General features: G+C 63.2%; 28 protein-coding genes. 6 read left to right on the forward strand and 22 right to left on the reverse strand.

Going from position 1 to position 26,702, the window contains the following annotated elements; all coding sequences use genetic code 11:
* Window positions 1–15: 15 nt before the first annotated feature.
* From IVA75_RS32860 to IVA75_RS32880, 5 genes are all read right to left on the reverse strand, one after another.
* The gene (locus IVA75_RS32860) at window positions 16–1,065 is read right to left on the reverse strand and encodes an L-idonate 5-dehydrogenase (protein ID WP_247287782.1); all 1,050 of its coding nucleotides are present in this window, start codon (window positions 1,063–1,065) and stop codon (window positions 16–18) included.
* Window positions 1,062–2,468 carry a TRAP transporter large permease gene (locus IVA75_RS32865; protein ID WP_027570512.1) on the reverse strand — a complete coding sequence of 469 codons (1,407 nt, stop codon included), beginning with the start codon at window positions 2,466–2,468 and terminating at the stop codon, window positions 1,062–1,064. Before IVA75_RS32865 ends, IVA75_RS32860 begins: the two co-directional genes overlap by 4 nt.
* A 4-nt stretch (window positions 2,469–2,472) precedes the next feature.
* Window positions 2,473–3,051 (reverse strand): TRAP transporter small permease, encoded by a 579-nt coding sequence (locus IVA75_RS32870; protein WP_247287781.1) that lies wholly within the window; start codon window positions 3,049–3,051, stop codon window positions 2,473–2,475.
* Window positions 3,052–3,187: 136 nt separating this feature from the next.
* Complete coding sequence (locus IVA75_RS32875) at window positions 3,188–4,147, reverse strand: sialic acid TRAP transporter substrate-binding protein SiaP (RefSeq protein ID WP_247288297.1); 960 nt, start codon at window positions 4,145–4,147, stop codon at window positions 3,188–3,190.
* A 103-nt stretch (window positions 4,148–4,250) separates the two neighbouring features.
* Window positions 4,251–5,060, reverse strand: coding sequence for a FadR/GntR family transcriptional regulator (locus IVA75_RS32880; protein ID WP_247287780.1), 810 nt, complete (start codon window positions 5,058–5,060; stop codon window positions 4,251–4,253).
* Window positions 5,061–5,205: 145 nt separating this feature from the next.
* On the opposite strand from IVA75_RS32880, the gene IVA75_RS32885 reads away from it, so the two are divergent.
* Complete coding sequence (locus IVA75_RS32885) at window positions 5,206–6,690, forward strand: mannitol dehydrogenase family protein (protein WP_247287779.1); 1,485 nt, start codon at window positions 5,206–5,208, stop codon at window positions 6,688–6,690.
* Window positions 6,691–6,790: 100 nt separating this feature from the next.
* Window positions 6,791–7,198, forward strand: coding sequence for a nuclear transport factor 2 family protein (locus IVA75_RS32890; protein ID WP_247287778.1), 408 nt, complete (start codon window positions 6,791–6,793; stop codon window positions 7,196–7,198).
* A gap of 60 nt (window positions 7,199–7,258) precedes the next feature.
* On the opposite strand, the gene IVA75_RS32895 is transcribed toward IVA75_RS32890, so the two are convergent.
* Window positions 7,259–7,984, reverse strand: coding sequence for an HAD family hydrolase (locus IVA75_RS32895; RefSeq protein WP_247287777.1), 726 nt, complete (start codon window positions 7,982–7,984; stop codon window positions 7,259–7,261).
* Window positions 7,985–8,129: 145 nt separating this feature from the next.
* On the opposite strand from IVA75_RS32895, the gene IVA75_RS32900 reads away from it, so the two are divergent.
* Window positions 8,130–8,981 carry an SDR family oxidoreductase gene (locus IVA75_RS32900; protein ID WP_247287776.1) on the forward strand — a complete coding sequence of 284 codons (852 nt, stop codon included), beginning with the start codon at window positions 8,130–8,132 and terminating at the stop codon, window positions 8,979–8,981.
* 120 nt (window positions 8,982–9,101) lie between these two features.
* Window positions 9,102–10,367 carry a serine hydrolase domain-containing protein gene (locus IVA75_RS32905; protein WP_247287775.1) on the forward strand — a complete coding sequence of 422 codons (1,266 nt, stop codon included), beginning with the start codon at window positions 9,102–9,104 and terminating at the stop codon, window positions 10,365–10,367.
* A 58-nt stretch (window positions 10,368–10,425) separates the two neighbouring features.
* On the opposite strand, the gene IVA75_RS32910 is transcribed toward IVA75_RS32905, so the two are convergent.
* Both IVA75_RS32910 and IVA75_RS32915 read right to left on the reverse strand, forming a co-directional pair.
* The gene (locus IVA75_RS32910; RefSeq protein ID WP_247287772.1) at window positions 10,426–11,313 is read right to left on the reverse strand and encodes a dienelactone hydrolase family protein; all 888 of its coding nucleotides are present in this window, start codon (window positions 11,311–11,313) and stop codon (window positions 10,426–10,428) included.
* Window positions 11,314–11,425: 112 nt separating this feature from the next.
* Entirely contained in the window at window positions 11,426–12,715 is a 1,290-nt protein-coding gene (locus tag IVA75_RS32915; protein ID WP_247288296.1) for an MFS transporter, read from the reverse strand.
* A gap of 425 nt (window positions 12,716–13,140) precedes the next feature.
* Between IVA75_RS32915 and IVA75_RS32920 the strand changes: the two genes are divergently transcribed.
* Window positions 13,141–13,719, forward strand: coding sequence for a MarR family transcriptional regulator (locus IVA75_RS32920; RefSeq protein WP_027570502.1), 579 nt, complete (start codon window positions 13,141–13,143; stop codon window positions 13,717–13,719).
* Window positions 13,720–13,732: 13 nt separating this feature from the next.
* Here IVA75_RS32920 and IVA75_RS32925 read toward each other — a convergent pair whose 3' ends face one another.
* Window positions 13,733–14,737: a hypothetical protein gene (locus IVA75_RS32925; RefSeq protein ID WP_247287771.1), complete on the reverse strand. Its 1,005-nt coding sequence runs from the start codon at window positions 14,735–14,737 to the stop codon at window positions 13,733–13,735.
* 819 nt (window positions 14,738–15,556) lie between these two features.
* Between IVA75_RS32925 and IVA75_RS32930 the strand changes: the two genes are divergently transcribed.
* Window positions 15,557–16,327, forward strand: a complete 771-nt coding sequence (locus tag IVA75_RS32930; protein WP_247287769.1) for a response regulator transcription factor — start codon at window positions 15,557–15,559, stop codon at window positions 16,325–16,327.
* A 171-nt stretch (window positions 16,328–16,498) separates the two neighbouring features.
* Here IVA75_RS32930 and IVA75_RS32935 read toward each other — a convergent pair whose 3' ends face one another.
* From IVA75_RS32935 to IVA75_RS32995, 13 genes are all read right to left on the reverse strand, one after another.
* Entirely contained in the window at window positions 16,499–16,957 is a 459-nt protein-coding gene (locus IVA75_RS32935; protein ID WP_018453988.1) for a hypothetical protein, read from the reverse strand.
* The gene (locus IVA75_RS32940; protein WP_247287767.1) at window positions 16,954–17,466 is read right to left on the reverse strand and encodes a flagellar biosynthesis protein FlgN; all 513 of its coding nucleotides are present in this window, start codon (window positions 17,464–17,466) and stop codon (window positions 16,954–16,956) included. Before IVA75_RS32940 ends, IVA75_RS32935 begins: the two co-directional genes overlap by 4 nt.
* A 42-nt stretch (window positions 17,467–17,508) precedes the next feature.
* On the reverse strand, window positions 17,509–17,994 hold the full coding sequence (locus tag IVA75_RS32945) for a rod-binding protein (protein WP_027570499.1): 486 nt from the start codon (window positions 17,992–17,994) through the stop codon (window positions 17,509–17,511).
* Window positions 17,991–18,410, reverse strand: coding sequence for a hypothetical protein (locus tag IVA75_RS32950; protein ID WP_247287765.1), 420 nt, complete (start codon window positions 18,408–18,410; stop codon window positions 17,991–17,993). Before IVA75_RS32950 ends, IVA75_RS32945 begins: the two co-directional genes overlap by 4 nt.
* A gap of 6 nt (window positions 18,411–18,416) precedes the next feature.
* A complete protein-coding gene (fliR, locus tag IVA75_RS32955) occupies window positions 18,417–19,169 on the reverse strand; it encodes a flagellar biosynthesis protein FliR (protein ID WP_247287764.1) in 753 nt (250 codons plus the stop codon).
* On the reverse strand, window positions 19,166–21,247 hold the full coding sequence (gene flhA, locus IVA75_RS32960; protein ID WP_007613922.1) for a flagellar biosynthesis protein FlhA: 2,082 nt from the start codon (window positions 21,245–21,247) through the stop codon (window positions 19,166–19,168). Before flhA ends, fliR begins: the two co-directional genes overlap by 4 nt.
* A 93-nt stretch (window positions 21,248–21,340) precedes the next feature.
* Complete coding sequence (gene fliQ / locus IVA75_RS32965) at window positions 21,341–21,607, reverse strand: flagellar biosynthesis protein FliQ (RefSeq protein ID WP_008130649.1); 267 nt, start codon at window positions 21,605–21,607, stop codon at window positions 21,341–21,343.
* Entirely contained in the window at window positions 21,604–22,020 is a 417-nt protein-coding gene (flgD, locus tag IVA75_RS32970; RefSeq protein WP_247287763.1) for a flagellar hook assembly protein FlgD, read from the reverse strand. Before flgD ends, fliQ begins: the two co-directional genes overlap by 4 nt.
* 14 nt (window positions 22,021–22,034) lie before the next feature.
* Complete coding sequence (flbT, locus tag IVA75_RS32975; protein ID WP_027519845.1) at window positions 22,035–22,445, reverse strand: flagellar biosynthesis repressor FlbT; 411 nt, start codon at window positions 22,443–22,445, stop codon at window positions 22,035–22,037.
* Window positions 22,445–22,789, reverse strand: a complete 345-nt coding sequence (flaF, locus tag IVA75_RS32980; RefSeq protein WP_027570494.1) for a flagellar biosynthesis regulator FlaF — start codon at window positions 22,787–22,789, stop codon at window positions 22,445–22,447. Before flaF ends, flbT begins: the two co-directional genes overlap by 1 nt.
* Window positions 22,790–22,856: 67 nt before the next feature.
* Window positions 22,857–23,903, reverse strand: a complete 1,047-nt coding sequence (locus tag IVA75_RS32985; RefSeq protein ID WP_247287762.1) for a flagellar hook-associated family protein — start codon at window positions 23,901–23,903, stop codon at window positions 22,857–22,859.
* A 3-nt stretch (window positions 23,904–23,906) separates the two neighbouring features.
* Complete coding sequence (flgK, locus tag IVA75_RS32990) at window positions 23,907–25,385, reverse strand: flagellar hook-associated protein FlgK (protein ID WP_247287761.1); 1,479 nt, start codon at window positions 25,383–25,385, stop codon at window positions 23,907–23,909.
* Between the two features lie 34 nt (window positions 25,386–25,419).
* A complete protein-coding gene (locus IVA75_RS32995; protein ID WP_027570491.1) occupies window positions 25,420–26,652 on the reverse strand; it encodes a flagellar hook protein FlgE in 1,233 nt (410 codons plus the stop codon).
* Window positions 26,653–26,702: the final 50 nt, after the last annotated feature.

Below are 26,702 nucleotides of genomic sequence, written 5' to 3' on the forward strand. Positions count from 1 at the left end.
GCCCATTTTCTCCGATCAGTTCGCGGTCAGCACGACCTTGACGCTCTGCGAGCGGTCGAGCGCCAGCCGCAGCGCGTCCGGCGCGGTGGACAGCGGCCGCTCGGCGGTCACCAGCGACAGCACGTCGACACTGCCGTCCGCGATCAGTTCTACCGCGGTCATGAACTCGAGCCCGAACCGGAACGAGCCGCGCAAATCGATCTCCTTGGCCATCACCGCATTGGCGGGCACCGGAATCTGGCCACCCGGCAAATTGCCGATCTGTACGACAACACCGCCGCGCCTGACGATACCGATCGCACTGGCAAGGCCTGCAGCCGTGCCCGAGACTTCGAAAGCGACATCGTAGGGGCGCGACGCGGCCTGCGCCTTCAGGCCTTCCTCGCCGGCCGAGACATTCTCGACGTGAGAAGCGCCGAGCCGGGTCGCAAAGGCCAGCGGCGCCGGCGCGATGTCGGCCACCGTGATGTCGGTCATGCCGGCGCGGCGCGCGGCGAGCATGGTCAGAAGCCCGATCGGACCGGCACCGAAGATGATGCCGCGCTTGCCTTCGATGTTGCCGGCACGCGCGACGGCGTGCAGGCAGACCGCGAGCGGCTCGGCCAGCGCCGCAGCCTGATAGGACACATGATCGGGGATCTTCACGCACTGCGCCGGAACCGCGTCGAAATAATTGGCGAAGCCGCCCTGCATGTGCGGAGTCTTCGAGGCCGAGCCCATGAAGTAGATATTTTCGCAGAGGTTTTGCCGGCCTTGGCGGCAGGCGCCGCAATGGCCGCACCAGCGCGACGGGTTGACGGCAACGCGGTCGCCGACCTTCAGGTTCGCCGCGGAGCCCGCGATCTCCACGACCTCGCCGGAGATCTCGTGGCCGAGCACCAGCGGCGATTTCACCACGAAATCGCCGGTCCGGGCATGACGGAAATAATGCATGTCCGAGCCGCAGATGCCGCCGGCGCCGAAACGGAGGCGCACCATGCCTTCAGCGAGCTTGTCAAGCGGATGCTCGACCATGCGCAGATCTTCGGGGCCAAACAGGGTTGCGGCGAGAGCTGTGGATGTCATTTGGAAAGTCCCATGTATTTCGGCAGCCAGAGGGTCAGTTCGGGAATGTAGGTGATCGCGATCAATGCGAGCATCAGCGGCACCAGCCAGGGCAGGATCGCCACCGTCGTGCGCTCGACCGAGAGTTTTGCGACGCGCGCGAGAACGAACAAGACCATGCCGAGCGGCGGATGCAGCAGGCCGATCATCAGGTTCAGCGTCATGATCAGACCGAAATGGATCGGGTCGATGCCGAGCTTGAGCACGATCGGCAACAGGATCGGCACCAGAATGGTGATCGCCGCCGTGGTGTCGATGAAGCAACCGACAAACAGGATCAGGACGTTGGCGAGCGCCAGGAACACCCATTTGTTGTGGGTGATGCTGAGCATCCAGTCCGACAGCATCTGGGCCGCCTGCGACACCGTCAGCAGCCAGGCGAAGATCGAGGCCGCCGTGACGATGAACAGCACCGAGGCCGTGGTCTCGATGGTGTCGAAGGTCGCTTTCGCCACCGTCTTCAGTGTCATGGTGCGGTAGCGCACGAGGCCGAGGAACAGCGACCAGATCACGGCGGCGACCGCGGCTTCCGTCGGGGTGAACCAGCCGAGCGTCATGCCGCCGATCAGGATCACCGGCGCCATCAGCGCCATCACCGCGGAGAAATCGAAGTACCAGTCGATCGCGAGCAGCGCGAACAGGCCGAGACCAACTGCCCAATTGGTGGAGAGACCGGCGACCGTCAGAAGCCAGACGGCCATCGGGAAGCTCAATACGACGACGATCTCGAGCCCCGCCGATCCCAATTGCGGCCAGGAGAACGGCGTATCGCTGCCCCATTTGTTCTTGTGCGCGAAGTAGGTGACGGTGGCCATCATGAGCAGCGTCAGGACAACGCCTGGAATGACGCCGCCCAGAAACAGCGCGCCGATCGAGACGTTGGCCATCATGCCGTAGATCACGAAAGGCAACGAGGGCGGAATGATGGGCCCGAGCGTGGCGGAGGCCGCGGTGACGCCCACGGAGAATTCCGTGGAGTAGCCGTGGTCCTTCATCGCCTTGATCTCGATGGTGCCGAGACCGGCGGCATCCGCGATTGCGGTGCCGGACATTCCGGAGAAGATCACCGAGCCGATGATATTGACGTGGCCGAGGCCGCCGCGCATCCAGCCGACCAGCGCGACGGCGAACTTGTAGATGCGGCCGGTGACGCCCGCGATGTTCATGAGATTGCCGGCCAGGATGAAGAACGGCACCGCGAGCAGCGGAAAGCTCTCGACGCCGGCGATCATGCGCTGTGCCAGCGTGACGTCGGGAGTCACGCCGCTGACCAGGATGTAGAGCAGCGACGACGCCGCCATGGCGATGGCCACGGGAACGCCGAGCAGCATGAGGATGAGGAAGCCTCCAAGCAACAGCAACATGGAATTACCCTTCAAAGCCGTCGTAGGCGCCGGGACGTTCGAGGATCGAATAGCCCTGTCGCAAATGTTGCACTGCCACCTGCACGGAGCGCACGAACATCAGCACGAAGCCGAGCAGCACCGCATAGTAGACGTAGTCCTTGGGAAGATTGATCGTGGTCATGGATTCATCGCCGATGATCTGGATGTAGACCCAGACCAGCTTGATTGCGTAGCCGAAGAAGGCGATCCGGATCAGGTCGATCACCGTCGACAACGCCCGGGCCACGAGGTGCGGCAGATAGCGATAGATCAGATCGACCTGGATGTGCCGCGACAGCCGCACGCACATCGATGAGCCGATGAAGACCACGCCGATCAGGCAGTAGGTAGCGATCTCCTCGGTCCAGGCGTAGCTGTCGTTGAGCACATAGCGGGTAAAGAACTGGAGGAAGACGGCAAGCGCCATCACCCAGAAAATCGCCAGCGCGACCCAGTCCTCAAAAGCGTAGATGCCGAGATCGACCTTCGGCGCCGCCTCTTCCTCGAAGGTGTGGGCGATCTCGTCCGCGGTGATCTGCCGGTGCGTTTCGGCGGTGGACATGGGTTGCTCCTCAAACTGATCACGTCGTTCCGGGATGGTGCGTCAGCACCAGACCCGGAACCTCGAGATTCCCAGGTGCGCAATTGCGCACCTGAGGTTCGGTCCTGCGGACCGCTCCGGGATGACGACTACGTCGTCACTTCACCGCCTGAATGCGTTCCCAGTCGGCCTTGCGATAGCCAAACGTCTCGAACGCGACGTTCTTCAGCACGGTGTCGCGGAACTCGTTCTTGTCGACCTCCGTGACGGTCAGGCCCTTCTCCTTGAAGAAGGCGACCAGCTTGGCCTCGTTCTGCTTGATCTCCGCGGTCGCCTTGGCGGCTGCCTCCTGCGCGACGTCGGTGATAATCTTCTTGTCCTCATCGCTGAGCTTCTTCCAGAGCGCGCCGGCCACCACCGTGTAGAGATGGTCGACGATGTGGCCGGTCAGCACGATGTGCTTCTGCACCTCGTAGAACTTCTTGGCCTCGATCGTGGTCAGCGGGTTCTCCTGCGCCTCGACGGTGCCGTTCTGGAGCGCCAGATAGACTTCGGCGAACGCGATCGGCGCGGTGTTGGCGCCGCAGGCGCGCGGCATCGCCAGATAGGCGGGAACGTCGGGCACGCGCATCTTCAGGCCCTTGAGGTCGGCACAGGTCTTGATCGGCTTGTTCGACGAAGTCTGGCGCACCCCGTAATAGGTCACCGCGACGATGTGGTGGCCGCTCTTGTCCTCATAACCCTTGGTGAGCTCCTTGAAGATGTCGCTCTTGGTGTAGGCGAGCAGATGATCGGCATCGCGGAAGGTGTAGGGATAATAGGTGACGCCGATCGGCGGAAAGCTCTTCGCGGCAAAACTCGAGCCGGAGATGATGATGTCGACCGAACCAAGCGAAAGGCCCTGGTTGATGTCGGCCTCCTTGCCGAGCTGCGAGGCCGGATAGACGTCGATCGCATAGCGCCCGTTGGTGCGCTTCCCGATCTCCTGTGCGGCCCAGACCGACGCGGTGTGGAACGGCTCCGAGGTCTCGTAGACATGGGCCCATTTGAGCTTGGTCTGTGCCGTGCCGGCGCCAGTCGTAGCAATCATCGCCGCGGCCGAGACCGCCAGCACCATTGTCATCTTTTTCAACACTGATTTTCCTCCGTCTTTCAAGTCTGCTTCTTTTAAATCTGCTTCTTGTCAGCCCGTCCCCAAGGCGGGTGCGGGCCGCACAATGTCATCGCTGTCGCGCGCTGCTGCTCGCAGCTCGCTTCTTCTTCGGCGCACGTTCCGGTTTTGACGGCTTTGACGTCGATCGCGCGGTGCGCCCGGAAGACGGTCCTGCCGCTTTCTCGGCGCCGAAGTTCTGCGCAAAGCGCTCTTGGGATCGCGCGAGGTGATCACGCATCGCGTCGCGAGCCGCTTCAGGATCGTGTGCGGCGATGGCGTCGCGCACCGCGCGATGCTCGTCGAGCGCAGTGCGCCACGTGCCCGGGCTCTCGAAATAATGCGCAAGCTGCGCGAAATAGGGATTGAGGCGCTGGTCGAACAACTCGCCGACCACACGGACCAGAACGGCATTGCCGAGGCTTCCGGCGATCGCGACGTGGAAGGCGCGGTCGTGGACCATCGAGGCTTCGCCGGGGTGTTCTACGTTCTCCATCGCGACAAGGGACGCATCGATGCGGGCAACGTCGTCCTTCGTCGCCACGCGCGCGGCTTCTTCGGCGATGGCACTTTCCAGGAACTCGCGGGCGCGCAGCAGCTCGAACGGGCCCTCGATGACGGAAGCAGGCGCGGTCGCCGCAACCGCGGCGGGCTCGATCACATAGATGCCGGAACCGACGCGGATGCGGAGGCGGCCCTCGACTTCGAGCGCGATCAGGGCTTCGCGCACCGTCGGCCTGGAAATCCTGAGCTGCTCGGCGAGTTCGCGTTCGGTCGGCAAGCGGCTGCCGACCGCGTACTCGCCGCTGTCGATCAGGCTTCGCAATTGATCGGCGACCTGGCGATAAAGCCGTCTCGCCTCCACAGCTTCCAGCGGCACGCTGGTCCTCCCGAAAGGGTCATGCCGGCAGCTATCGCTGCCCGCGGCCCGCCAATTTTGGAAAATTGGTCTTACCAATTGACCGCAGCATTGACCGAGGACAGGCGTCATGTCAAGCAGCGGCCAAACAAGGGGAGAGACGACCATGCGCCCTGGTTCGACACGCCTTGGCCGCGCCAATCTCGATCGGCTGCCACCAGGTATCCGCCGCCCGGCCTACGACCGTTCGCGCGTCACCTCCGGCATCGTGCATCTCGGCCTTGGCGCGTTTCATCGCGCCCACCAGGCCGTCGTCATCGATGATTGCCTTGCGGCCGGCGCCACCTCGTGGGGCATCGTCGGCGCCAGCCTGCGCAGCCCTGACACACGCGACGCCCTCGCCCCGCAGGATCATCTCTATACGGTCGCCGTCCGTGCAGCCGAAGGCACCGAACACCGCATCATCGGTGCGCTGCTCGACAGCGTGGTCGCGCGCGAGAGCCCGGCACGACTGGTCGAGCGAATGGCCGATCCCGCCATTCGCATCGTCTCCCTCACCGTCACCGAGAAGGGCTACTGCCACACGCCGCAGACCGGCGATCTCGACGAGCGGCATCCTGATATCGTGCACGACCTCAACAATTTCGACGCGCCGCGCTCGGCTCCCGGCTTCATCGTGGCCGCGCTGGCGCGCCGGCGGGCCCTGGGCGCCCCGCCCTTCACCGTGCTGAGCTGCGACAACCTCGCCGCCAACGGCCACACCGTACAGCGGATCGTGACGCAATTCGCCGCGCTACGCTCGAAGGATCTCGGCAAGTGGATCGCGGATACCGCGGCCTTCCCCTCGACCATGGTCGACCGCATCGTGCCGGAGACGACGGATGGTGACCGCGATGCGGTTTCATCAGCACTCGGTTTGCACGACGCATGGCCGGTCATGACCGAGCCGTTCACGCAATGGGTGGTCGAGGATCGCTTTACGGCAGGCCGGCCCGACCTTGCCGCCGCCGGCGTCGAACTGGTGAACGACGTCAAGCCGTTCGAGTTGATGAAGCTGCGGCTGCTCAACGCCAGCCATTCGGCGCTGGCCTATCTCGGCTATCTCGCCGGCTACGAGACCATCGCCGACACCATGCAGGATCCGCATTTCGCGCGCCTCGCCGCGCAGGTGATGGAAGAGGCCGCGGTGACGCTGACGATGCCATCAGGCGCAGACCTGGCCGCCTATCGCGCCTCGCTGCTCAAGCGCTTCGCCAATCCGGCACTGCATCACCGCACTTGGCAGATCGCGATGGACGGCTCGCAAAAGCTGCCGCAGCGGCTGCTCGGCGCGATCCAGGATCGTCTCGCCAGGAACCTGCCGATCGCAACGCATGCGCTCGCGGTGGCCGGCTGGATGCGCTACGTCAGCGGCCTCGACGAGAAGGGCCGCACCATCGACGTGCGCGACCCGCTCGCCGCCGAGTTCGCCGATTTGGCGCGCGAGGCAGGTCCCATCGCCGAACGATTGGCGCCCGCGCTGCTCGGCGTCACAAAAGTGTTCGGGCCGCTGGGCACGGAGCCGCGCCTGCGCGAGGCCGTGACCGCGGCGCTCGGCCGACTCTACAAGGATGGCGCGCGGCGTGCGGTGGAGACCCTGGTCTCGGTGTGACCACAAAACCGGCAGCAATGCTGCATTGCGGTCCAGAGCGAGCGGAAAGTCGACGGAAGTCTTGCTTGATTTTTGCCTGTCATTGCCCCACCCGAGAGGCATGGCAAAGGACACCAAGGTGATCGCCGCGAACGCAGCGTTCTACGCCGCCTTCTCGACTGGCGATTTCGACGAAATGGAGCGGATGTGGGCGGACGATGACGCCATTTCCTGCATTCATCCCGGCTGGCCGGCCATCATCGGCCGGGCCACGGTGATCGGAAGCTGGCGCGACATCCTGCAGAGTCCGGAACGGCCGCAGATCGTCTGCGCGGAACCGCAGGCCATAGTCGATGGCGACAGCGCGCGCGTGCTCTGCATTGAGATCGTCGACGGCACGGCATTGGCTGCGGCCAACCATTTTCGGCGCGTCGGCGACGACTGGCGCCTGGTGCACCACCAGTCCAGCCCGATCGCGCAAATTGTCGAGCAAGCTGAGGACGATAGAACGAGCCACCGCGTCCATTGAGGGCACTCGGCCCGCAGGCACATTCTACTGTGCATGGGGTTGTTTTTCAGTTTTTTTGTTTTAGCGCCTCACCCCGAGCCCAGACAGGTCATCCAGCACGACCCGCGCCTGGCTAAAATTGTCGTCCCGGAAGAACATGCTTCTGGTGATGAGCACGGGAATGTTCGCCCGCGCGGCTGCGATCAGGCCATTGGTGGAATCCTCGATCGCGACGCAGTCGGACGCGTTGAGCTTCAGCCGCGCCAGTGTCTCGACATAGACATCCGGCGCAGGCTTTTTGTGCGGCACATCATCCCCGGCGACGATCGCATCAAAATCCGCGGCCCAGCGCTTTCCCAAAGCCTGCGACAGCAGCGCATCGATGTTGCCGTGCGACGTGGTCGTCGCGATCGCGAGCCGCTGGCCGCGCGCCTTGGCAGCAGCGAGGAGATCCGTCACCCCGGGCCGTAAGGGGCAGCAGCCGGTTTCGACCAGTTCGGCATAATGCGCGGTCTTGATGCGGTGGAGTTCCGCGATGTCCACATCTGACAATGGCGCGGCAATCCTCAGCCTTTCATGGTGGGCGCGGATCCGTTCCTTGCCGCCCGTGACCCGCAGCAGGTCCTTGTAGACGCCCCGGTCCCATTGCCAGTCGAGACCGTGGCGGGCGAAGGCATGGTTGAAGGCCTGCCGATGCAGCTCTTCGGTCTCAGCCAAGGTGCCGTCGACGTCGAAGATCAGCGCGGTGGCGCGGCGGATCAGCTCGGCGGCGTCACATGGCCTTATGGCGGGCGCTTCTGCCTGCATGATCTATACGTCCCTCCCGACGAGCGACCATCAGCTGCACAGGCGGGCGAGACAAATTGCAATATCTTTTGCCGGACCCAAAAATCTCTTATGAGCGGAGGCGCGCTGCGGCGCGAACGGGAACTCCGACCTGCAAGGAAGATGTATGCGGCTCTTTATCCTTGGCCTCGGCTACAGTGCGCAGCACTTCGTCCGCCTGTTCGGTGGCCGCTTCTCGCATATTGCCGGCACGGTGCGCGATCCCGCGCAGCGGGGCGCTCTCGCCGGCGTCGAGGTGCATGCTTTCTCCGGCAGCAGTCCGGCACGCGAGACGATCGAACGCATGAGAGACGCGGATGTCCTTCTCGTTTCGATCCCGCCCGACAGCGCCGGCGATCCCGCAATCGCCGCCTTCTCCGGCCTGCTGGCGGCGGGCGGCGAGCGCAAAATCGTCTATTTGTCCACGATCGGCGTGTATGGTGGTCACGCCGGCGACTGGGTCGATGAGAGCACGCCGCCGAAGGCGGACCTCGACCGCACGCGCATGCGGGTCGCAGCGGAACAGGCGTGGACCGACACGACCGGTGGCGACGCCGCGATCCTGCGGCTTGCGGGTATCTATGGCCCCGGCCGTAACGCGCTGGTGACGCTGCGCGCTGGAACGGCGCGGCGCATCATCAAGCCGGGACAGGTGTTCAACCGCATCCACGTCGACGACATCGCGAGCGCGATCATGGCCGCGATTCATCACCCGAGCGGCGGCACGTGGAACGTCTGCGACGACGAGCCGGCGCCGCCGCAGGACGTGATCGCTTACGCGGCGAAGCTGATGAACGTTGCACCGCCGCCGGAAGAGCCGTTCGAGACCGCCGAGATGTCGGCGATGGCCCGCAGCTTCTATGCGAGCAGCGCCCGCGTCTCCAACGCGAAAATGAAGCGCGAGCTCGGCGTCACGCTCGCTTATCCGACCTACCGCCACGCCCTCGAGGCGTTGTGGCAAGCGGAGGAAGGAGGATAGGGCTCCGGCATTCCCGGCGTCCTAGACATGCCCTGCCCGCGCTTGACTTCGCGCCGGTGCGGTCGTGATCTAATCGCTGAGCGGGCCAATGCATAACGAGCCCGAGCTTGGGAGGATTCCATGAAGAACATCGCCATGATCGCCGCGGCCGCTGCCGCCATCACGTTCGGCGCAGCGCGCGCCGCACCGCTGCCCGAAGCTAGTCCAGACGACGCCGGCTTCTCGAAACAAGGCCTTGCACGGCTCGACAATTTCTTCGCACGTGAGATCGCCGCCAAGCGCGTCCCCGGCGCGGTCGTCGCGATCGCCCGTGACGGCAAGCTCGTGCACTACAAGGCCTACGGCATGCTGGATCCGGACAAGGGCACGCCGATGCCTATCGACGCGATCTTCGCGCTGGCTTCGATGACCAAGCCGATGGCCGCAGTCGCGGGCCTGACATTGATGGAGCAGGGCAAGCTGCCGCTCCAGGCCAAGCTGTCCGACTATTATCCCGGCTTTGCCGACATGAAGGTCGGTGTTCAGCAGGCCGACGGTTCATTGAAGCTCGAACCGCAGGCATCACCGATCTTCATTCATGACCTGTACCGACACACGTCTGGCCTGATGTACGGCGGCCGCCCGGACAGCGCGAGCCCGGTGGCACGGCAATATCCGGAAGGCACCGCGCCAGCGATCGAAGGTGACACCCAGGCCTTCATCGATCGCATCACCAAGCTACCGCTGGCGCATCAGCCCTCGACCGAGTTCGAATACGGTTTCTCGATCGACGTGCTCGGCGCCGTCGTCGAGAAGGTCAGCGAGCAGAAGCTCGGCGACTATCTCGCCGCCAATGTCTGGCAGCCGCTCGAGATGAAGGACGCGACCTTCCACCCGACCGACGCACAGCGCCCTCGCCTCGCCCGCCCGTTCGCCAACGATCCGCTTACCGGCAAGCCGCAAGCCATCAAGCTTTTGGACACGCCGACAAAATTCGACTGTGGCGGCGCCTGCTCGTTCGCGACCGTCGGCGACTACATCCGCTTCGGACAGATGCTGCTCAACGGCGGCGACCTTGACGGCCAGCGCGTCCTCGGTCCCAGGACCGTGCATCACATGACGACCAATCATCTCGGCCCGGAGATCAAGAACAACGTGGCGAACATCGAGCCGCATCGCGCCGGGTTCGGCTTCGGCCTCTCGGTCGCGGTCCGCACCAGCGAGGGATTGTCGTCAGTCCCCGGCAATCCCGGCGAGTTCACCTGGAATGGCGCGTACGGAACGCAATTCTTCTGCGACCCCAAGGAGCGTCTCATGGTCGTGGTGGGAACGGCGGCGCCGGGCGAGCTGCGCAAATATTATCGCGAACAGGTTCAGGACATCGTCTATGGCGCGATGGTGAAGTGAGATCGACGCCTTGGAATAAAAAGGGCGGCCGCTCGGGCCGCCCTTTTGAAAATCGACCTCAGCTCAGGACGCCATACTTCTTGAACCAGGTCTGAGCTTGCTGCCAGGCATCTTCGGCGGCGTCCTTGCGGTAGCTGCCGCGGTAGTCGGCATGGAAGCCGTGCGGCGCTTCCGGATAGATCTTGAATTCGGCCGTCTTCTTGTTCTGCTCCAAGGCTGTCTTGAGCTGCTCGACCTGGGCGACGGGAATGCCGGTATCGGCGCTACCATAGAGGCCGAGCACCGGTGCCTTCATCTCGGGCGCGAGCTGCATCGGGCTTTTCGGCCACAGCGGATTGGCTGGATCGACCGGCGGACCGTAGAAGGCGACGCCGGCCTTGAGGCTGCCGCTGTGAGCGGCATATTCCCAGACTGTGCGCCCGCCGCGGCAGAAGCCGATGATGCCGAGCTTACCGGTGTCGCCGCCTTGCGATCCCGCCCACGCCACCGTCGCATCGAGATCGGACAGCAGCTCAGCGTCCGGCTTGGCATTGACGATCGGCAGAAGGTCCTTGATCTCGGTTACCTTGGTCAAATCGACGCCCTTACGGAAATAGTAGTCGGGCGCGATCGCGAACGCGCCGAGCTTGCCAAGGCGCCGCGTCACGTCCTTGATGTATTCGTGCAGGCCGAAAATCTCCATCGCCACGATGATCACCGGCGCCTTGGTGTCGCCGGCGGGGCGGGCGAAATACGCAGGCATCTCCTCGGAACCGACCTTGATCTTGGCGTCGCCGGTCCGGAGGCCGCTGGTGTCGGTCGTGATCGCCTCGGCGCGCACGGGCCCGGCCGCAAGCGTGTAGCCGGCGGCGACGGCTGCGGTGGCGCTCATGAATCCGCGGCGGGAGACCGGGGCGACCTTGGTCAGCCCGACGACGTCGGATGTCATGGTGGTTTCGATACTCATCGGTTAATCCTTCCTGATGCGCGGCCCTGATCCTTCAGGCGCGCATTCGCCAATAATTGCCGGTGAAACGCAAATCACCAGCCTGCGAGCGCGCCACTTTCGGGGCTTGTTTTCAGATCTTATTCTGACGCTGTTTCACCGGCGCAGTCTCGGGCATGAGGCTCATTGCGCCAAGTCCGACGATCGCCGCAAGCAGCAGGTACCAGGCCGGCGCCAGCGGATTGCCGGTGACGTGGAGGAGCCAGGTGACCACGAGCTGCGCCGTCCCGCCAAAGCTCGCGATCGCGACCGCATAGACGGTCGCGAACACGCCGCCGCGGATGTTCTGGGGCAACGCCTCGGTGAAGGTCGCGTAGAACGCGGTGAACGGCAGCGAGCCGATGACGGACAGGACACCGAAACCAACCAGGAGCGACAACGCGCCGGGCGCATGGACGATCCACAGGAAGGTCGGGTAGGTCAGCAGCAGCGTTGCGAGCTGCGGCCAGATCATCACCGGCTTGCGACCGAGACGATCCGCCAGCCAGCCCCCGACCAGCGCGCCAACAAACTGGATGCCGTTGCTGACCAGCGACACGGTGAAAGCCAGGGTCGACGACACATGCAGCGTATTCTGCGCATAGGTCGTCATATATTGGGTGACGTAGGTCGAGATCGTGCCGCTTGCCAGGATCATCAACGCAAGTCCGATGATGCCAAGGTGCCGTCTCGCCTGCGAAAGATGACCGGTGTGCTCGACGGTGCCGGCACCGGCTTCGGCCTGCGGGATCGTCTCGGGCAGCGTCCGGCGCATCCAGAAGCCGAACGGCAGGCACACCGCCCCGATCAGAAACGCCACCCGCCAGCCATAGGCGTCGAGCATCTCCGGCGCCATCGTCCTGCTCAGGATGACGCCGACGAGCGCGCCCGCGGTCGCGGCGATCTCCTGGCTGGCCGGCTGCCAGGCCACCACCAGCGCGCGATGCTCAGGCGGAGCGATCTCGATCAGATAGGCGGTGGTCGGTCCAACCTCCCCGCCCAGAGCAAAGCCTTGCGCCATACGCGCCGCGATCACGATGACGGGCGCTGCAAGGCCGATCGTTTGATAGGACGGCGTGAGCGCGATAGTCAGGATCGATAGACCCATGAGCGCAAAGCTTAGCAGCATGGCAGGCCGCCGGCCGATCCGGTCGGAATAGATCCCAAGCACGATTCCGCCGATCGGCCGCGTCACGAAGCCGGCGCCGAAAGTCGCCAGCGACAGCATCAGGCTGCCGTACTCGCTTCCCGTCGGGAAGAAGGTATGGCCGATCTGGATGGCGAAGAAGCTGTAGGTGATGAAGTCGTAGAATTCGAGCATGTTGCCGACGGTGGCGGCCAATGCTGCGCGCTTGACGCTGAACGGCTTCACTTGCTCGATCACGGACGACACTCTGGCATTCCCGGGCTCGATCCTATTTCGATTTAACCGCCTGGCCGCATTGCAACGCAACATCCATTAACCGCAAACGGTGGTTCCCTCGCGCCCCTTTCCGCCGGCCCGAGTTGCGGCCGATCCGCCTGCTCGCGCGATTCGAAGCGCATCACGCAACAAATGGGCTTTGCGGTGGTCGCAACGACACATCATGTTGCACGCACATCCCACGCTATCGGAATTTGCGCGTACTCCGCGGTCATTTGACTGAAATTTTCAGAAGAGTTGAGCCGGGCGATTTACTCGAACTTTCTTCGCGACGCTCTAGTTCCACGACCGGAAGGTTCCACCTCTTTGGGGATCCTCATTATCCGCCGCCCGGATTGCGCTACCAAAAGCTCAATTGAATTAAGCTTTACCGACCTGGAATTGAAATGAACTTGGCTCGCGAATCGATTGAACTGCTGGAACAGGTCGCCCGGATCCTGTGGTTCGAAGGCACCAAGCACGGCTTGCGTGACCGCGAGTGGATGGCGCTGCGTTTCCTTTCCCGCGCCAACCGGTTTTCCAGGACGCCGTCGGCGCTCGCGAGTTACGTCGGCACCACGCGTGGTACCGCCTCGTTCATCATCGGCGAGCTGGAGCGGCTCGGATATCTCGAGCGAAAGCGCTCGGCCCAGGACAAGCGGTCGGTGATGCTGAGCGTGACACAACAGGGCAAGAAGTTCCTGGTGCGCGACCCCGTCAACGTCCTCGTCGAGGCCATCGCCGTGCTCGAGGGCGAGGCGAAGGTCAGCTTCCGCGACGCGCTCCGCCACGTGCTGGATCAGTCGGACGCAGCCGAACAGCGGCACCATACCGACGTCTGCAAGCGATGCATCTTCCTCCGCGAAGATCGCACCACCACGGACAGCAGGACGACGGCCGAGTTCAGCTGCCGCCTGTTTCGGGCGCCGATCGCGGAGGCGGAGGTCGATCTGCTATGCACCAGCTTCGAGCATCACCGCAAATAGAAGTGGCCCTCGATCAGGGCGTGGCCTTGCGTGACGAATAGATGACGCCCCCGCTGGACTCGACCACCAGACGTCCGTTCTCGTTTTTGATCTCCTCGATACGGCCAAGGCCGGGCACCTGCTGTCCCAACACCGCCTCGACGACGCCGTTCGGGCCTTGCAGGATCGCAATCCCCTCATAGGCCTGGCGGACCGACCAGCCCTTGACCGTCTTGCGCGGCGCCGAGATGCGCTCCGACGGTGCTACCGATCCCGTGACCTCGGGCGCAGCGGCCGAGGCCATCATTGGCATTGGCTGTGAGGCGACGGGCGCCGGAGCCTGGGCCTGCACCTGGGCAAGCTTGTCGAGCTTCACCGTAGAGGACGAGCTCACCCGTTCGATGCGATCCAGATTTTCGCCAAACCGGCCAAAACGGTCATTGGTCGCCTTGCTCGATTGATCGACCGCGGTGCGCAGGCCGTCGAGATTGTCGGACACGCCCGACACCTGCCTGCGCAGTTGCGCCACCGTCTCGCGCAGGTTCCTGATCTCAGTATTGGCCGCGACGTTGCTCTGGGCGGGCTGCGTGGTGAGATAGGCGATTACGCCGGTGCAGGCACAGACGACCAGGATCGCAGCGACCGCCAATGTCGCGAGCGGCACGACCCATGTCGGGCGCGGCGGCGGCGGTTTGGCCACGATCACGGCCGGCTTGATCACGATGGGCGTAGGCTTGGAGATTGCCATCTTGTCGAGGCGCGCCTTGGCGCGAATACGCTTCAGACCCTCGAGCGCCTCTTTCGCCAGAGTTTCATCGCTCGCTGCTGCCGACGCAGGCTTGGTGCTCGCAGCGGGCTTGGTATTCGCGGCAGGCTTGGTATTTGCAGTGGGCTTGGTATTTGAAAAAGACTGGGTATTTGCAAAAGGCTTGGCCGTCGGCGCCGCATTGTCTCTGGCATCGCGCGTCTCCGCAGCCGGTTTCGCCGCTGCGGAAACATCGGCGGTCGCGTTGGGACGAGCTTGTCCATCGGACAACATGCGAGAATGCTCCGTTCGGTTCGATCTGTCGAACGGTGACATTATTCGCCGAAGCTTGCCTGAAACGTACGCATCGAAAACTTTTCATCACGCGCGATGCGACGTCACATGAGTCAAACGCGTCACGCACGTGGCGAGAGTGCGACTCGAAAGACACACCCTCGCCAAGATTTCGCCAAGCTGGAGTCGCCTCGCCATACGTGAGTCGAATTGTCGCATGTGGAAAGACGATGACGAGAGTCAATCCCGGGTTGAAAACCCACCGATGTGCGTTAAGCGCAGCACCACCCAAAATGTCTGTAATCATACGGGGATGCGGAACTTTAGAACCGCCAGGGTGCAAAACTAGTTCGAATTCCAAATCAACTGGTGCGATTGAATATACAAAGAAACAACTCGAACCAAACCAACAGCATCAAGCACGTGTAGCAAACGCTTAGTTGCGCACGCTTGATCGGAAATCGGCAATTGTTACGGTCCTACTCAAGTGATTCTCGCCAGTTGGCGAGGGGATTGACACAGTACAGTAGCGTTCGGATGCAATGAGCAACTTGGCGCAACTGTCCTAGGTCGCTTTCTCAATCCGCTCCGCGAGGTGATCCGCAAGACACCCGCCGAGCCTCACGCAGTAAGCGTTCAGTATCGAGTCGAAGTAGCAGGCCTGCGAGACGCAGGCACTGAATGCGTAGGGCTGCCCGCGAATATCGAAACCATAATAACGGTTCGCGGGATGGAATATCGTCAAACAGCACAGTTGCCGAGCCGGGCATCACAACAAACAACCGGCCGAAACAAGTGCGAAACAGGGGCGAAAAACTGATGTATATTATCGTTGATGATCGCGAGAGCGTCACGAACAGCTATGTCGGAGGGCTCGTTCGCGAAGGTGTATCGTCGATCGGCTTCTCCTCCGGAGAATTCTGGGACTGGCTGCAATCTGCGAGTGAATCGGATCTGGCCGCGGTGGACGCCTTCCTCCTCGGGGATTGCGGCACCCGCGGAAGCCTGCCGCGGGCGATGCGCAAGCGCTCCTCGGCCCCTATCATCGCCATGAGCGGCCAGAAGATGCTCAAGAACACGCTGGAGCTCTTCGAATCGGGCGTCGATGACGTCGTCCACGTGCCGATTCACCTCCGCGAGATCCTCGCCCGAACGGCCGCGATTGCGCGCCGCCGGGTCGGGGAACTGCCGAGGCCCTGCGAGACCAGGATCCAGGTCTTCTTCAACGGACGTGACCCCGAGATCGCTGGCCACGCCCTCACCCTGCCCCGCCGCGAACTGCGCATTCTCGAATATATGGTCAGCAACCACGGCAAGTGGGTCACCAAGACGCAGATCTTCAACGCGGTCTACGGCATCTTCGAAGCGACATTCGACGAGAGCGTGATCGAGAGCCACGTCAGCAAACTGCGCAAGAAGCTCCGCGACCGCCTCGGCTTCGATGCGATCGTGGCCCGGCGTTACGTCGGATACCGCCTCGACATCCCGGCCGGCGAGACCATCGACGTGCCGATGCAGGAGCTCGACGAAGTCGGCATTCTGCTGAACAGGGCGCATACCGCCCCAGTGGCGTATCCGGCCGGAAACTGATCGGCAGGGCGCTGCCACGAAACCGACAACGGCCTCTGCGAACCACCTTCGCAGAGGCCGTTGTAGTTTCTGACGTCAACGGCGAATAGAGCGCGGCAGTACCGGCGCTGCGGCTCGCGTGTAAGTATATTCTAGAGGCTCGCTTCTGATTCAATCAGAACCGGTAATGCCCTAGGGCTTCTGCTGGAATTCTTCCTTCGACACGTAATTGAAGTCCTCGACAAGGACGTCCTGGACGACTTCGGCCTGCATTCGCTCGTTGACACGCTGCTTGATGGCCGTCGTGAGGATGGAGAGGTCGTAACGGGCGAGTTTTCTGAAATCGAGGCGGTCGTCGGCATAGATCCTGCGGAAGGCTTCATCGACGACGAACGGCTCGGGCGGAACGTTGAGCTGGTGCATGGTCCGCGCCTCTACGGTATAGACGAAGCGCGCGACGATGTAGCCCTGCACGTTGCCACTCTCGACCATAGGCACGCTCAGCGCCCGCGTCTTCTGGTACTGCAGCCCGTCAAGATATTCGTCCTTTGCCGGCAGCAGGCTGCCATTTTCCTTCCAATAGGCCACGGCATAGCTCGTTCCCGCGGTGAGGATGCATACCCAGAGCCCGGCCAGCACGAGTCTGATCATTTTCCGTCCTGTGCTGCGCGACCGGTATAGGTGCCGTCCGACTCGGCGTCCTTGATGGCCTTGACGATGATGGTCGCAACCTCGCGCACCGCATCGTAATGCATTTCGAGGATGGAACGGTTTCGCTCGAGCTTCTCGCGCAGCCGCTGGACCTCCTCGGTGATCTCGACCTCGCCGCCGAGGTGCATTCGTGCCCGCATCAGGCGGACGAATTCCAGCATGCTCCGGCTCTTCCGGGCGCTGAACTCGTCGAAGTCGATCTTCTTGCCCGTCGCGAGCGCAGCCGTCTCCTCTTCGACGATGCCTTCGAGCCGGCGGATCGCAGCCAACAGGCCGCGCACCTCGTCCGATCTCGCCGCCTCCGCACCGTCGTTCGCCACCTCGCCACCGACATTAGGCAGCAGCACGGGCAACAGGGCATCCCCCGACATGGCCGCCGTCGTCATCGCCTCGGTGTCCACGGCCGGCTGCTCCATCACCATGGCCGCCGCGCCTTCTTGTGCCTGCATAGGAAATTCACCCTTCAACTTCTGTCACCCATTCCTGAATCATCATCCGGCCTTGCCCGTAGCGTCCGGTCCCGCCGGATGCGCGGCAGCAAGCTGCTTGGCAATGCCAATGCCCTTGCCCTTTGCCAACTGCGCACCAAGTTGCTCCGCCAGCATCGACTTCCAGACGCCGCCCGCCGTGCCCTTCCCGAAGACCTCCTCGGACTCCTTCGGCAGCATCGTCTCGACGAAGGTCTGGAGGATGAAGGCCTCGAACTTGCGGTACACCTCGCCGGATGCCGGCGCCTTGATCACCTGCACCGGCGCCCCGTTCACCGCGCCCGACTGCGGTTCCGAAACCTTCGTCGCGGATTGATCGGCAGCTGCCGTCTTGGCCTTCGCCTTGCCGACCTCCGCGTCCATCGTGGCGGCGAAATCCGCGTCCGATGATTTCAACGCGTCGAGCTTCGCGGTGGCCGCGCGCTGCGTCACGGGATCGGCAGCATCGAGGACGTCGAGAACGAGGTCGGGTGTCGCTGTCACGATCATGTCTTGGTCCGATTGGCTTGCCGTGGCGTCCACTCGCGCGCGGTGAGGCTTGTTCCCGTCATTTCCTCGAGCGATCGCTTCTCGGCGTCGCGAAGCTTGTCCGCGAGCGCCGCCTTCGCGACCTGCTCGAACTGCTTCACACGGCGGCTCTCCGCGCGAACCTGGTCGAGCTGCTGCGAGGCCTGCGCCTGAACCGCGCGCGCGCCGACGCTGGTTCTGGTCAGACGCCGCGCGACCGATTCGCTCGATGATCCCGCTGGCGGCTTGCCCTCGTTGAGAGTTCCGACCAGCCATTCCTGTTCATCCTGCAAGCTGCGCTCCTGCTGCCGCAGATGCGCGAGCTGCCACTCTGACAGCCGGAGCTGGAGCTTCACGAGCGAGACCATCCGGCCGAGCTTGTCCGCGCGCGACGTCATGGCCGATCACTCCGCCAGCCACGAGGAGACGCCAAGCATGAATTGCGTCAAGAGCTCGTCGCTGGTGAGGTAGAGCAGCAGGAAGCCACCGAACAGCACGAACGGTACCGAGATGAAATAGACCGGAATCGCCGGCGTCAGCTTGTTGATCAGGCCGACCGCCAGGTTGACGACGACCGAATAGACGATGAAAGGGCTGGCGATCCGCAGCGTCAGCACGAATGCCTCCGACAGCCTTCCGACGAGCTGGTCGAGCGGCATGCTGCCGCCGAACCGGTCGCCGGGATGCCAGACGTCGTAGGAGTTCATCAGGCCGCGCAGGACCTGCCAGTGCTGGTCGGTCATGAAGAACAGCGTGGTGACGGACGTCATGATCAGCGGCACCAGGGCCGGCGCCGGATCGGTGTCGCCGACCGGCGTCCCCGGGATGTTGCTCAGCCCGATTGCGCTGGCCATCACGGTGGCCATGGTCTGGAGTGCGAGAAAGAACACGCGACCGCCGAGCCCGATGACGCTGCCGACCACGAGCTCGGAACAGATCAGAAGCACGAGGGTCAGCGGCGCCGCGTTGTCCGTAAGTGGTTTCAGGACGGCGATCAGGATCGGCGTCAGCGCAAACGTCGTGACGAGCGCGACGAACAAGCGGACCTGGGCCGGAACGTTGACGCTGGAATAGCCGGGCACCAGCATCAGGCAGGCACCGATGCGGCAGAACACGATGAACGTCACCAGCACACTATCGGTGAGGCCGCTGATCACGATATGGCTCCGAGGGCCCTGATCTCGGTGCTGCGCGCGACCTCGACATGCGATAGGATCGGCAGGGTCGGAAAGACCCGCTCCAGGATCATCCGGACATAGGGACGCGCTTCCGGGGTCACCGCCAGCACCACGCTGGTGCCGTTCTCGGTGAACTTGCGGATCGCGGCGCTGGCTTCGGTCGCAAACTGCTCGATCAGGCGCGGATCGGCGTCGAATTCGACGACGTCGCCCTTGGCGTCGCGCTTCAGGCTCTGGTGGAACGCGAGATCCCAACGGTTGCCGAGACGGACCACGTTGAGCACGCCGTTGTCGGAGAGATCGCCGCAAATCTGCTGGGCAAGACGTGTACGCACATGCTCTGCCACCTGCTCGGAGCGCCGCACATGGGGCGCGATCTCGGCGATGGCTTCGAGGATCAGATGAAGGTTGCGGATCGACACGCGCTCGGCCAGCAGGATCTTCAGGATCGCCAGCAGCCCCGAATACGATATCTGCGACGGGCAGAGATCCTCGACCAGGCGCTTGTATTCGGGATCGAGCCGGTCGAGCAGGCCGCGCATGTCCTTGTAGGACAGGAGCTGGGCGAGGTTGGCCCTGATCACTTCGCTCAGATGCGTGAGCAGCACCGAGAGATTGTCGACCGGCTTGCAGCCCTGGCGCTTGACCTCGTCGGTGAACGCGTCCGTCACCCACAGCGCCTTCATGCCGAAGGCCGGCTCGATCACCTCTTCGCCGGGAACGTCGGGCTTGCCATCCTTGTCGACGAGCACCAGCACTTCGCCGAGCCTGAGTTCGCCCTGGGCGACGCGGGTGTCGTGGATCCGGATCTGGTATCCCTTGGGATCGATCGACAAATTGTCGGTGAGCTTGATCTCGGGAACCACGAAGCCGTACTGCTTGGCGAACTTCTTGCGTATCTTGGCCACGCGGTGCGCCAGCTCGTTGCGCGAGCCCAGCAGATGGACCGAGAGGTGGCCCCCGAGCGCCAGCTCGATCTCCGCGGTCTTGAGCGATTCCTTGACGGACTCCTTGGCATCGACCTGGGCGCGTTCGTCGGCCTTGCGCGCATCTTCCTTCTGCTTCAGGGCTGCCTGCCGCCTCGGCAGCGAGTATCCGACGAAGGCCATGACGCCGCCGAGCAGCAGGAAGGGCGCCGTCGGCAGCCCCGGCATCAAGGCGAGCACGAACATCATCAGCGCGGCGGCCGACACCGCGCGCGGATAGCCCCCGAGCTGCCGCAACACCGCCTGCTCGGCCGAACCTCTGGTGCCGCCCTTCGAGACGAGCAGGCCCGCCGACAGCGACACGATCAGCGCGGGCATCTGCGTTACCAGACCGTCGCCCACGGAGAGCTTGGTGTAGACGTCGGCGGCGCGTGCCAGCGTCAATCCGTGATGCGTCACGCCGATGATGATACCGCCGAAAATGTTGATCGCGGTGATGATCAGGCCGGCGACGGCATCGCCGCGGACGAATTTCGAGGCACCGTCCATGGCGCCGAAGAACGCGCTCTCCTCTTCCAACTCGCGGCGCCGGCGCTGGGCCTCCTTGTCGTCGATCAGGCCCGCGGACAGATCCGCGTCGATCGCCATCTGCTTGCCGGGGATGGCATCCAGAGTGAAACGGGCGCCGACTTCGGCGATACGCGTTGCGCCCTTCGTGATCACGACGAAGTTCACCGTGACCAGAATCGCGAAGATGATCAGGCCGATGACGAAGTCACCACCCATGACGAACTTCGAGAAACCGGCAACGACATGGCCCGCGGCGTTTTCCCCCTCCCCGCCGCGCGACAGGATGAGACGGGTCGTTGCGACGTTGAGCGCAAGCCGCAGGATCGTCGCGATCAGGAGCACGGTCGGGAAGGCCGAGAAATCGAGCGGCCGCTGGATCCACAGCGCGACCATCAGGATCAGCGCCGACAGCGCGATCGAGAATGCGAGGCCGAGATCGATCAGGATCGGCGGTATGGGCAGAAACAGGATCGTGAGCATGGCCACGATGCCGCCTGCGAAAAAGGCGTCGGCGCCCAATCGTCGCGGGGTCGGCAGGCTAGCAGCTAACGTATCCGTCATGGGTCACCGGCAGAGGATCCGGCCCGTAATCTGCCGTGCAAAGCTTACGCGGGGGTGGTGGCAGGGTGGCAGAGGCGGCCGGGACCGCCCGGATCAGAAGCCGCGCTCGATGTGCGAATAGACCATCTCGGTGAAGGTGGAGAGATGGGCTCCGATGAAGGAGCCGGAGATGGCAACGACCACGAGAATGACGATGATCTTCGGAACGAAGGTCAGCGTCACCTCCTGGATCTGGGTCAGCGCCTGGATCAGCGCGATGATGGTGCCGACCAGCATCGCGGCACCGACGGCAGGCCCGGAGGCGACGATGATGGTCCAGATCGCCGCCTGGACGATGTCGAGGGCATCCCGTTCGTTCATGACTGGCTGATCGTGAGACCGGGGCCGATCGCGACTTTCGTACCGTTCTCGAGTGTCGCGATGGAGCCGTCGCTGTTGATGGAGACCGAAGCGACCTTGCCGCTGAAGCTTGCTCCGGTCGAGTCCGTGAAGCTGACGGTCTTTCCGATCAGTCCATTGGCCTGCGACAGCGACTGCGAAGACAGCAGAGCGTCGAGCTTGTTATTGGTCTGCATCGCCTGCTCGACCGACGAGAGCTGCGCAAACTGGCTCATGTATTGCGAGGTGTCCATCGGATTGGTCGGATCCTGATTCTTCATCTCCGCGACGAGGAGCTGAAGAAACGTGTTGTAGTCGACGCCGGTGCTCGACGTCGTCGAGCTGGTCGAACTGGACGACTTGCTGGTGCTATCGGTCGCGCTGGTGACGTTCATGTCGCTCTCCGCTGTCAGGCAGCCTCGAATGGGGAATCGATCTTGGCGCCGGCCAGGATGGCCTGCTCCACCGGAAACAGTGCTCGAATCCGCTTGAGCGCCTCGAAGTAACGGCTCGCCCCGACCAGGTCATCGACCGCACCAAGCCCGACCAGCATCTCCTGGCTCTCGCACACGGCGAGCAGAGCGGCATGATGCTGCCCGTAGAGAGCCGAGGCATCCCGAACATCGGTCGGATTCATCAGCATGAGCTGGACGATGAAATAGAGCTGCCGCAGCGCCGTTGTGGCGTCGGAGGCCTGCATGATCTGCCCTTCGAGCAGGAACATCACGTCATTGACGAGCTCGACCGAGACCTTGCGGTCCACGCGCAGCACCGCGCCGTTGATGTAGACCCGTTCGCCCGCACGCAAGGATATCTTCATCAAAGTGCGTCTCGGATCAGGCGGTTGATTTCGATGAGCTGGATCACGTCGTTCGACTTTTCTTCGCGAAGGCGATCGGCTTCCTTGACCACCCAAAGCCCGATCGAGATGATGTCCGCGCGCAGCTTTTCCGGAAGCCCGTTTTCCGGATGCGCGAGATCCTCGATGAAGATCGTCCACAGCCGCCGCACATAGAGCAGGCTCTCGACCAGATCCTCGAGGCTGAAGCGGTCCTCCTGGATCCGCTCGAGCCGGTCGATGCCGAGGCTGAGCGCCTGCCGCTCGCGGCCCCGCGCCTCATAGCCGCTCTCGTCGACGACCGATTCATAGGCTTCAAACGTCATCAGGACAACTCTGCGCAGGAGACCGAACAACAAGACAAGGGTTACGCGCCTTACGAAGGAGCTGGACTCAGAGATAGTTGATGAGGCTGATCTTCTGGAGTTGCGAGGTGAGCGCAAGTGCCGTCTGGATCTGCGTCTGCAAGGTGTTGACCCTGACGGAGGCTTCCGTCGGGTCCACCTTCTCTATACCGACGATCTGATTGTTCAGAATGTCCTGCTGCGTCCTCAGCTTGTCGGTTGCGGAGGTGATCCGCTGCTGGACCGTGCCGATGTCGCCGCCGAGGGTCGCAAGGTCAGTGATGGCGTTTCCGACAAGGCCGATGGCCTTGTCCACGACGACTTGGAACGTCGCTTGGTCCAGGTTCGCGTTCCCGAGATCCGCCATCATGGTATAGGCCTCGGCGAGCTTGCGGAAACCTGTCTGATTGGCGCTGACGGAGGTATCTGCGATCTCCGTCGTGGAGATACGGCTTTGCATCACCTGGTCGGTCGCCGATGACCAATTGGTGTTCCAGGCCGGGCTCGCGAACTCCGCATCGAAGGTGGTGTCGAGGAAGGTCTGCATCTGGGCCGGGGTGATGGTGTTCACGCTGGGCGATGATTGCGAGAAGCCGAAGGTCGCAAGGAAGTCGGCATCGACCTGGTTCTTGCTGGCCGAGCCCGCGGTGTAGGCCGTGATCGGCGTGTTCTGCGTGTTGATGCCCGCGAAGAGAGACGAGCCGTTATAGGAGACGTTCAGCGCGCCAATCAGATCCTGGAGGTTGGAGGACGCAGGCGGCAGGATGATCCGCCCGCCGCCGTCGGTACTGCGAGCCGCGATCAAGTCCTTGAGGAAATCCGTTGCGGTCGAACCAAGCTGGGTGATCCGGCTCTGCGTGATGTCCAGGCGTCCCGAGACCAGCCCGTTGGTATCGACGAGCTGATCGGCAAAGCTTAGGTCCGCCCGCAGGGTGACGTCGCCTCCCGTCGTGGCGCCAAGCTCGAGGCCGACATCGGCGAAGCGGCCGGTGGTGGCTTCCTTCGAGGCCTTGGCCAGCGCGGCCTGATTGTTGGTGATCGAGGACCTCAACGACGAAGACAGCATCAAGGTCGAGATGTAGTTCGCGCTCATCATGACTTAATTTCCCACGGCAGCCAGCAGGCTCTGCAACATTTCGTCGACGGTCGAGATGATCTTCGACGAGGCCGAATAGGTGCGTTCGACCTGGAGCATCAACGACATCTCGTCGTCCATGTTGACGCCGCTGACGTTCGACAGCGCCGCGGTGCTGCGGTCGAGCAACGTTTTCTGGTAGGTGACGTTAGAGTCGGCGGTCTTGCGCTGGTTTTCGATCCAGCTCGTCGAGGACGACGCGAAGTCGATCAAGCTGCCGTTCGGCTTGCCTTGCGTGGTTGCATCGAACGGCTGCGACGCATCCATGGCGCCAATGAGCTGCTGCAGCCGGGCCGAGTAACCGCCATTGCCGACGGTATTGTATTGGTATGCGACGTTGCCGCTGATCGCACCGTCGCGCAGCAGATTGGGATTGCCGCCCTGGGCCGGATCGACCGATGCAGCAACGGAAATCGTACCAGCGAGGCCCACCAAGACGGTGGCGCTCGCCGGCATCGCCGGCGCGCCGGGATAGGTGAAGAGACCGGGGACGTTGGGCAGCGTCGGAACAGGCGACTGGTCACTTTCCTTGAAGGCATCGACCAGGCCGCGCGCGATTTCGTCGAGCTGGCTCTGGTAAGTAACGGTATCATTGTCGCGCAGCTGCGCGAGGCCAGCAAGCTTGCCGGACTTGAGCGGCATCACGGAATTGGCGCCGGTTACCGGAACGCCGTCGATATAGACGGCATTGCCGGTGGTGCCGGCCGTATAGGCGTTCGTCGGCGCAAAGCTCACCGTTCGCGCTATCTTGTCGAACAGCACGACGCCGCTGTCGGTATAGAGCGCCGCGTCCCCGTTAGGACGGAGCGACATCGACACTCCGACCTCCTGTGACATCTGCGAGACGATGCTGTCGCGCTGGTCGAGGTAGTCGGTGATGTCGTCGCCGGAGATCGTCCCCTTCACGATCGCGGTGTTGACGGTCTGGAACTGAGAGAGCAACCGATTGATGTTTTGAACCGACGTTTGCATGTCGGCATCCGCGCCCTCACGGACCGTCTGCACGGTTTGGGTCGCCTGGTTGAGCGCGATCGCCATGTCCTTGGCGGACGTCACCGCTGCCTGCGCCAGCGTGGTGTTGTCCGGGGCGTTGGCATATTGCTGGAGCGCCTTCTTCAGCGCGTTGAGCTGCGCCGTCGGCGACTGGTCGAGTTCCGGATCGTCAACCGTGGCAGATGCGATCTTCTGGAGACCGTCAAGGATCGCGCTCTGCTTGGCCGACGTCGAGGTTGCGGTCAAGACATTGTCGTAGAGCCCCGAGCTGGCGGCGCGCTGGATTGCCGCCACGTAAACGCCGGCCCCGGGGAGATTGTCCAATACGGCGATCTTGCGCGAATAGCCGGCGGCACTGGCACCGGCGATGTTGCGCGAGATCGTCGACGACTGGATGCCCGACGCCATGAGCGATGCGCGAGCGGAGTCGAGAGCAGCGGTAAGGGACATGGTCTACTCTTGGCCGGGACGAGTGCAGAGGGATTCAGCGCTTCAGGTTGACGACGACGTCGAGCAGGTCGGCGCCGGTCTGGAACGATTTCGAGTTCGCGGTGAAGCCACGCTGTGCCTCGATCATCCCGGTGAGCTCGTCCGCGAGATCGACGTTGGAGTCTTCCAGCGCTTCAGACTGGATCGTGCCAAGCCCACCGGTGCCGGCATTCGCGGCCTGGGCGTTGCCCGAATTCTGGTTGGTCGAATAGACGTTGCCCGGCTCGGGCGTCAGATTATCGGGGCTCGCCACGTCGGCGAGCATGAGCGTGTAGAGCGTCAGCTGCTGACCGTTCTTGAGCACGGCGGTCACGTACCCGTTCTGGTCAACGTCGACCTTATCGATGGCCGACGGAACGCTACCGTTGACAGTGGCCTTGAAGCTGAAGTTGGTGCCGACCTGCGTCATGTTCGACAAGTCGAGGGTCACGGTCGCGCCGCCGGTGACCGGAAATGCAAGCGTCGTGGCGCTCGCTGCGGCCAGCGCGCCCTTTCCGGCCGTCGTCGTGTCGAAGGTATAAGTTCCGGTCGCGCCGAGCGTGGCGCCCGTCGTCGAGTTGTAGGCTTGGATTTGCCAGGTGTCCAAGCCCGCCGCTGTCGCGGTATGGGACATATAGAGATCGACCTTAACGGGCTGGCCGATATTGTCGTAGGCCACGATCGAGCTTTTCGACGAGTACGCGCCCGGACCGGGCGGACCGGCAATGAGTGCTGCCGTCGGATCCAGATTGCCGGTGGTGAGCGTTCCCGCCGTCGATGGCACGGGCACCTGCGAGACCTGGGCGATGTTCACGATCTGCATTCCCGACAGGCTGTTCTGCGAGAAATTAGTCACCTTCCCCGGCTGGCCGAGGAGGTAGTAGCCGGCCGCATTGACCAGATTGCCTTGGCTGTCCGGGACGAACGAGCCGGCCCGCGTCAGGAACTGCTGCGTGTTGGTGGCGTCGGACACCACGAAGAAGCCGTTGCCTTGAACGGCAAGATCCGTGCTCGATGTGGTGAATTGCGTATGTCCGGCGTCGCTGATGGCGTAGCGGACGGTGGTCTCGACGGCGCCGGAATCGTAATTGCCGGAGCCGCTCTTCAGGATCAGCGAGGAGAATTCGGTCGAAGCCCGCTTGTAGCCGGTGGTGTTGACGTTCGCGATGTTGTCCGAAACCGTCGACAGCTTGTTGGACTGCGCGGCCATCCCGGAAACGCCGGTACGCATAATGCCATAGAGGCTCATGGATTGGGCTCCTTAAGTAGGTTGCAATTACAATGATGGGTTTTGCTTGC

This window comes from Bradyrhizobium sp. 134 (genome assembly GCF_023074155.1).
Lineage (GTDB): Bacteria > Pseudomonadota > Alphaproteobacteria > Rhizobiales > Xanthobacteraceae > Bradyrhizobium.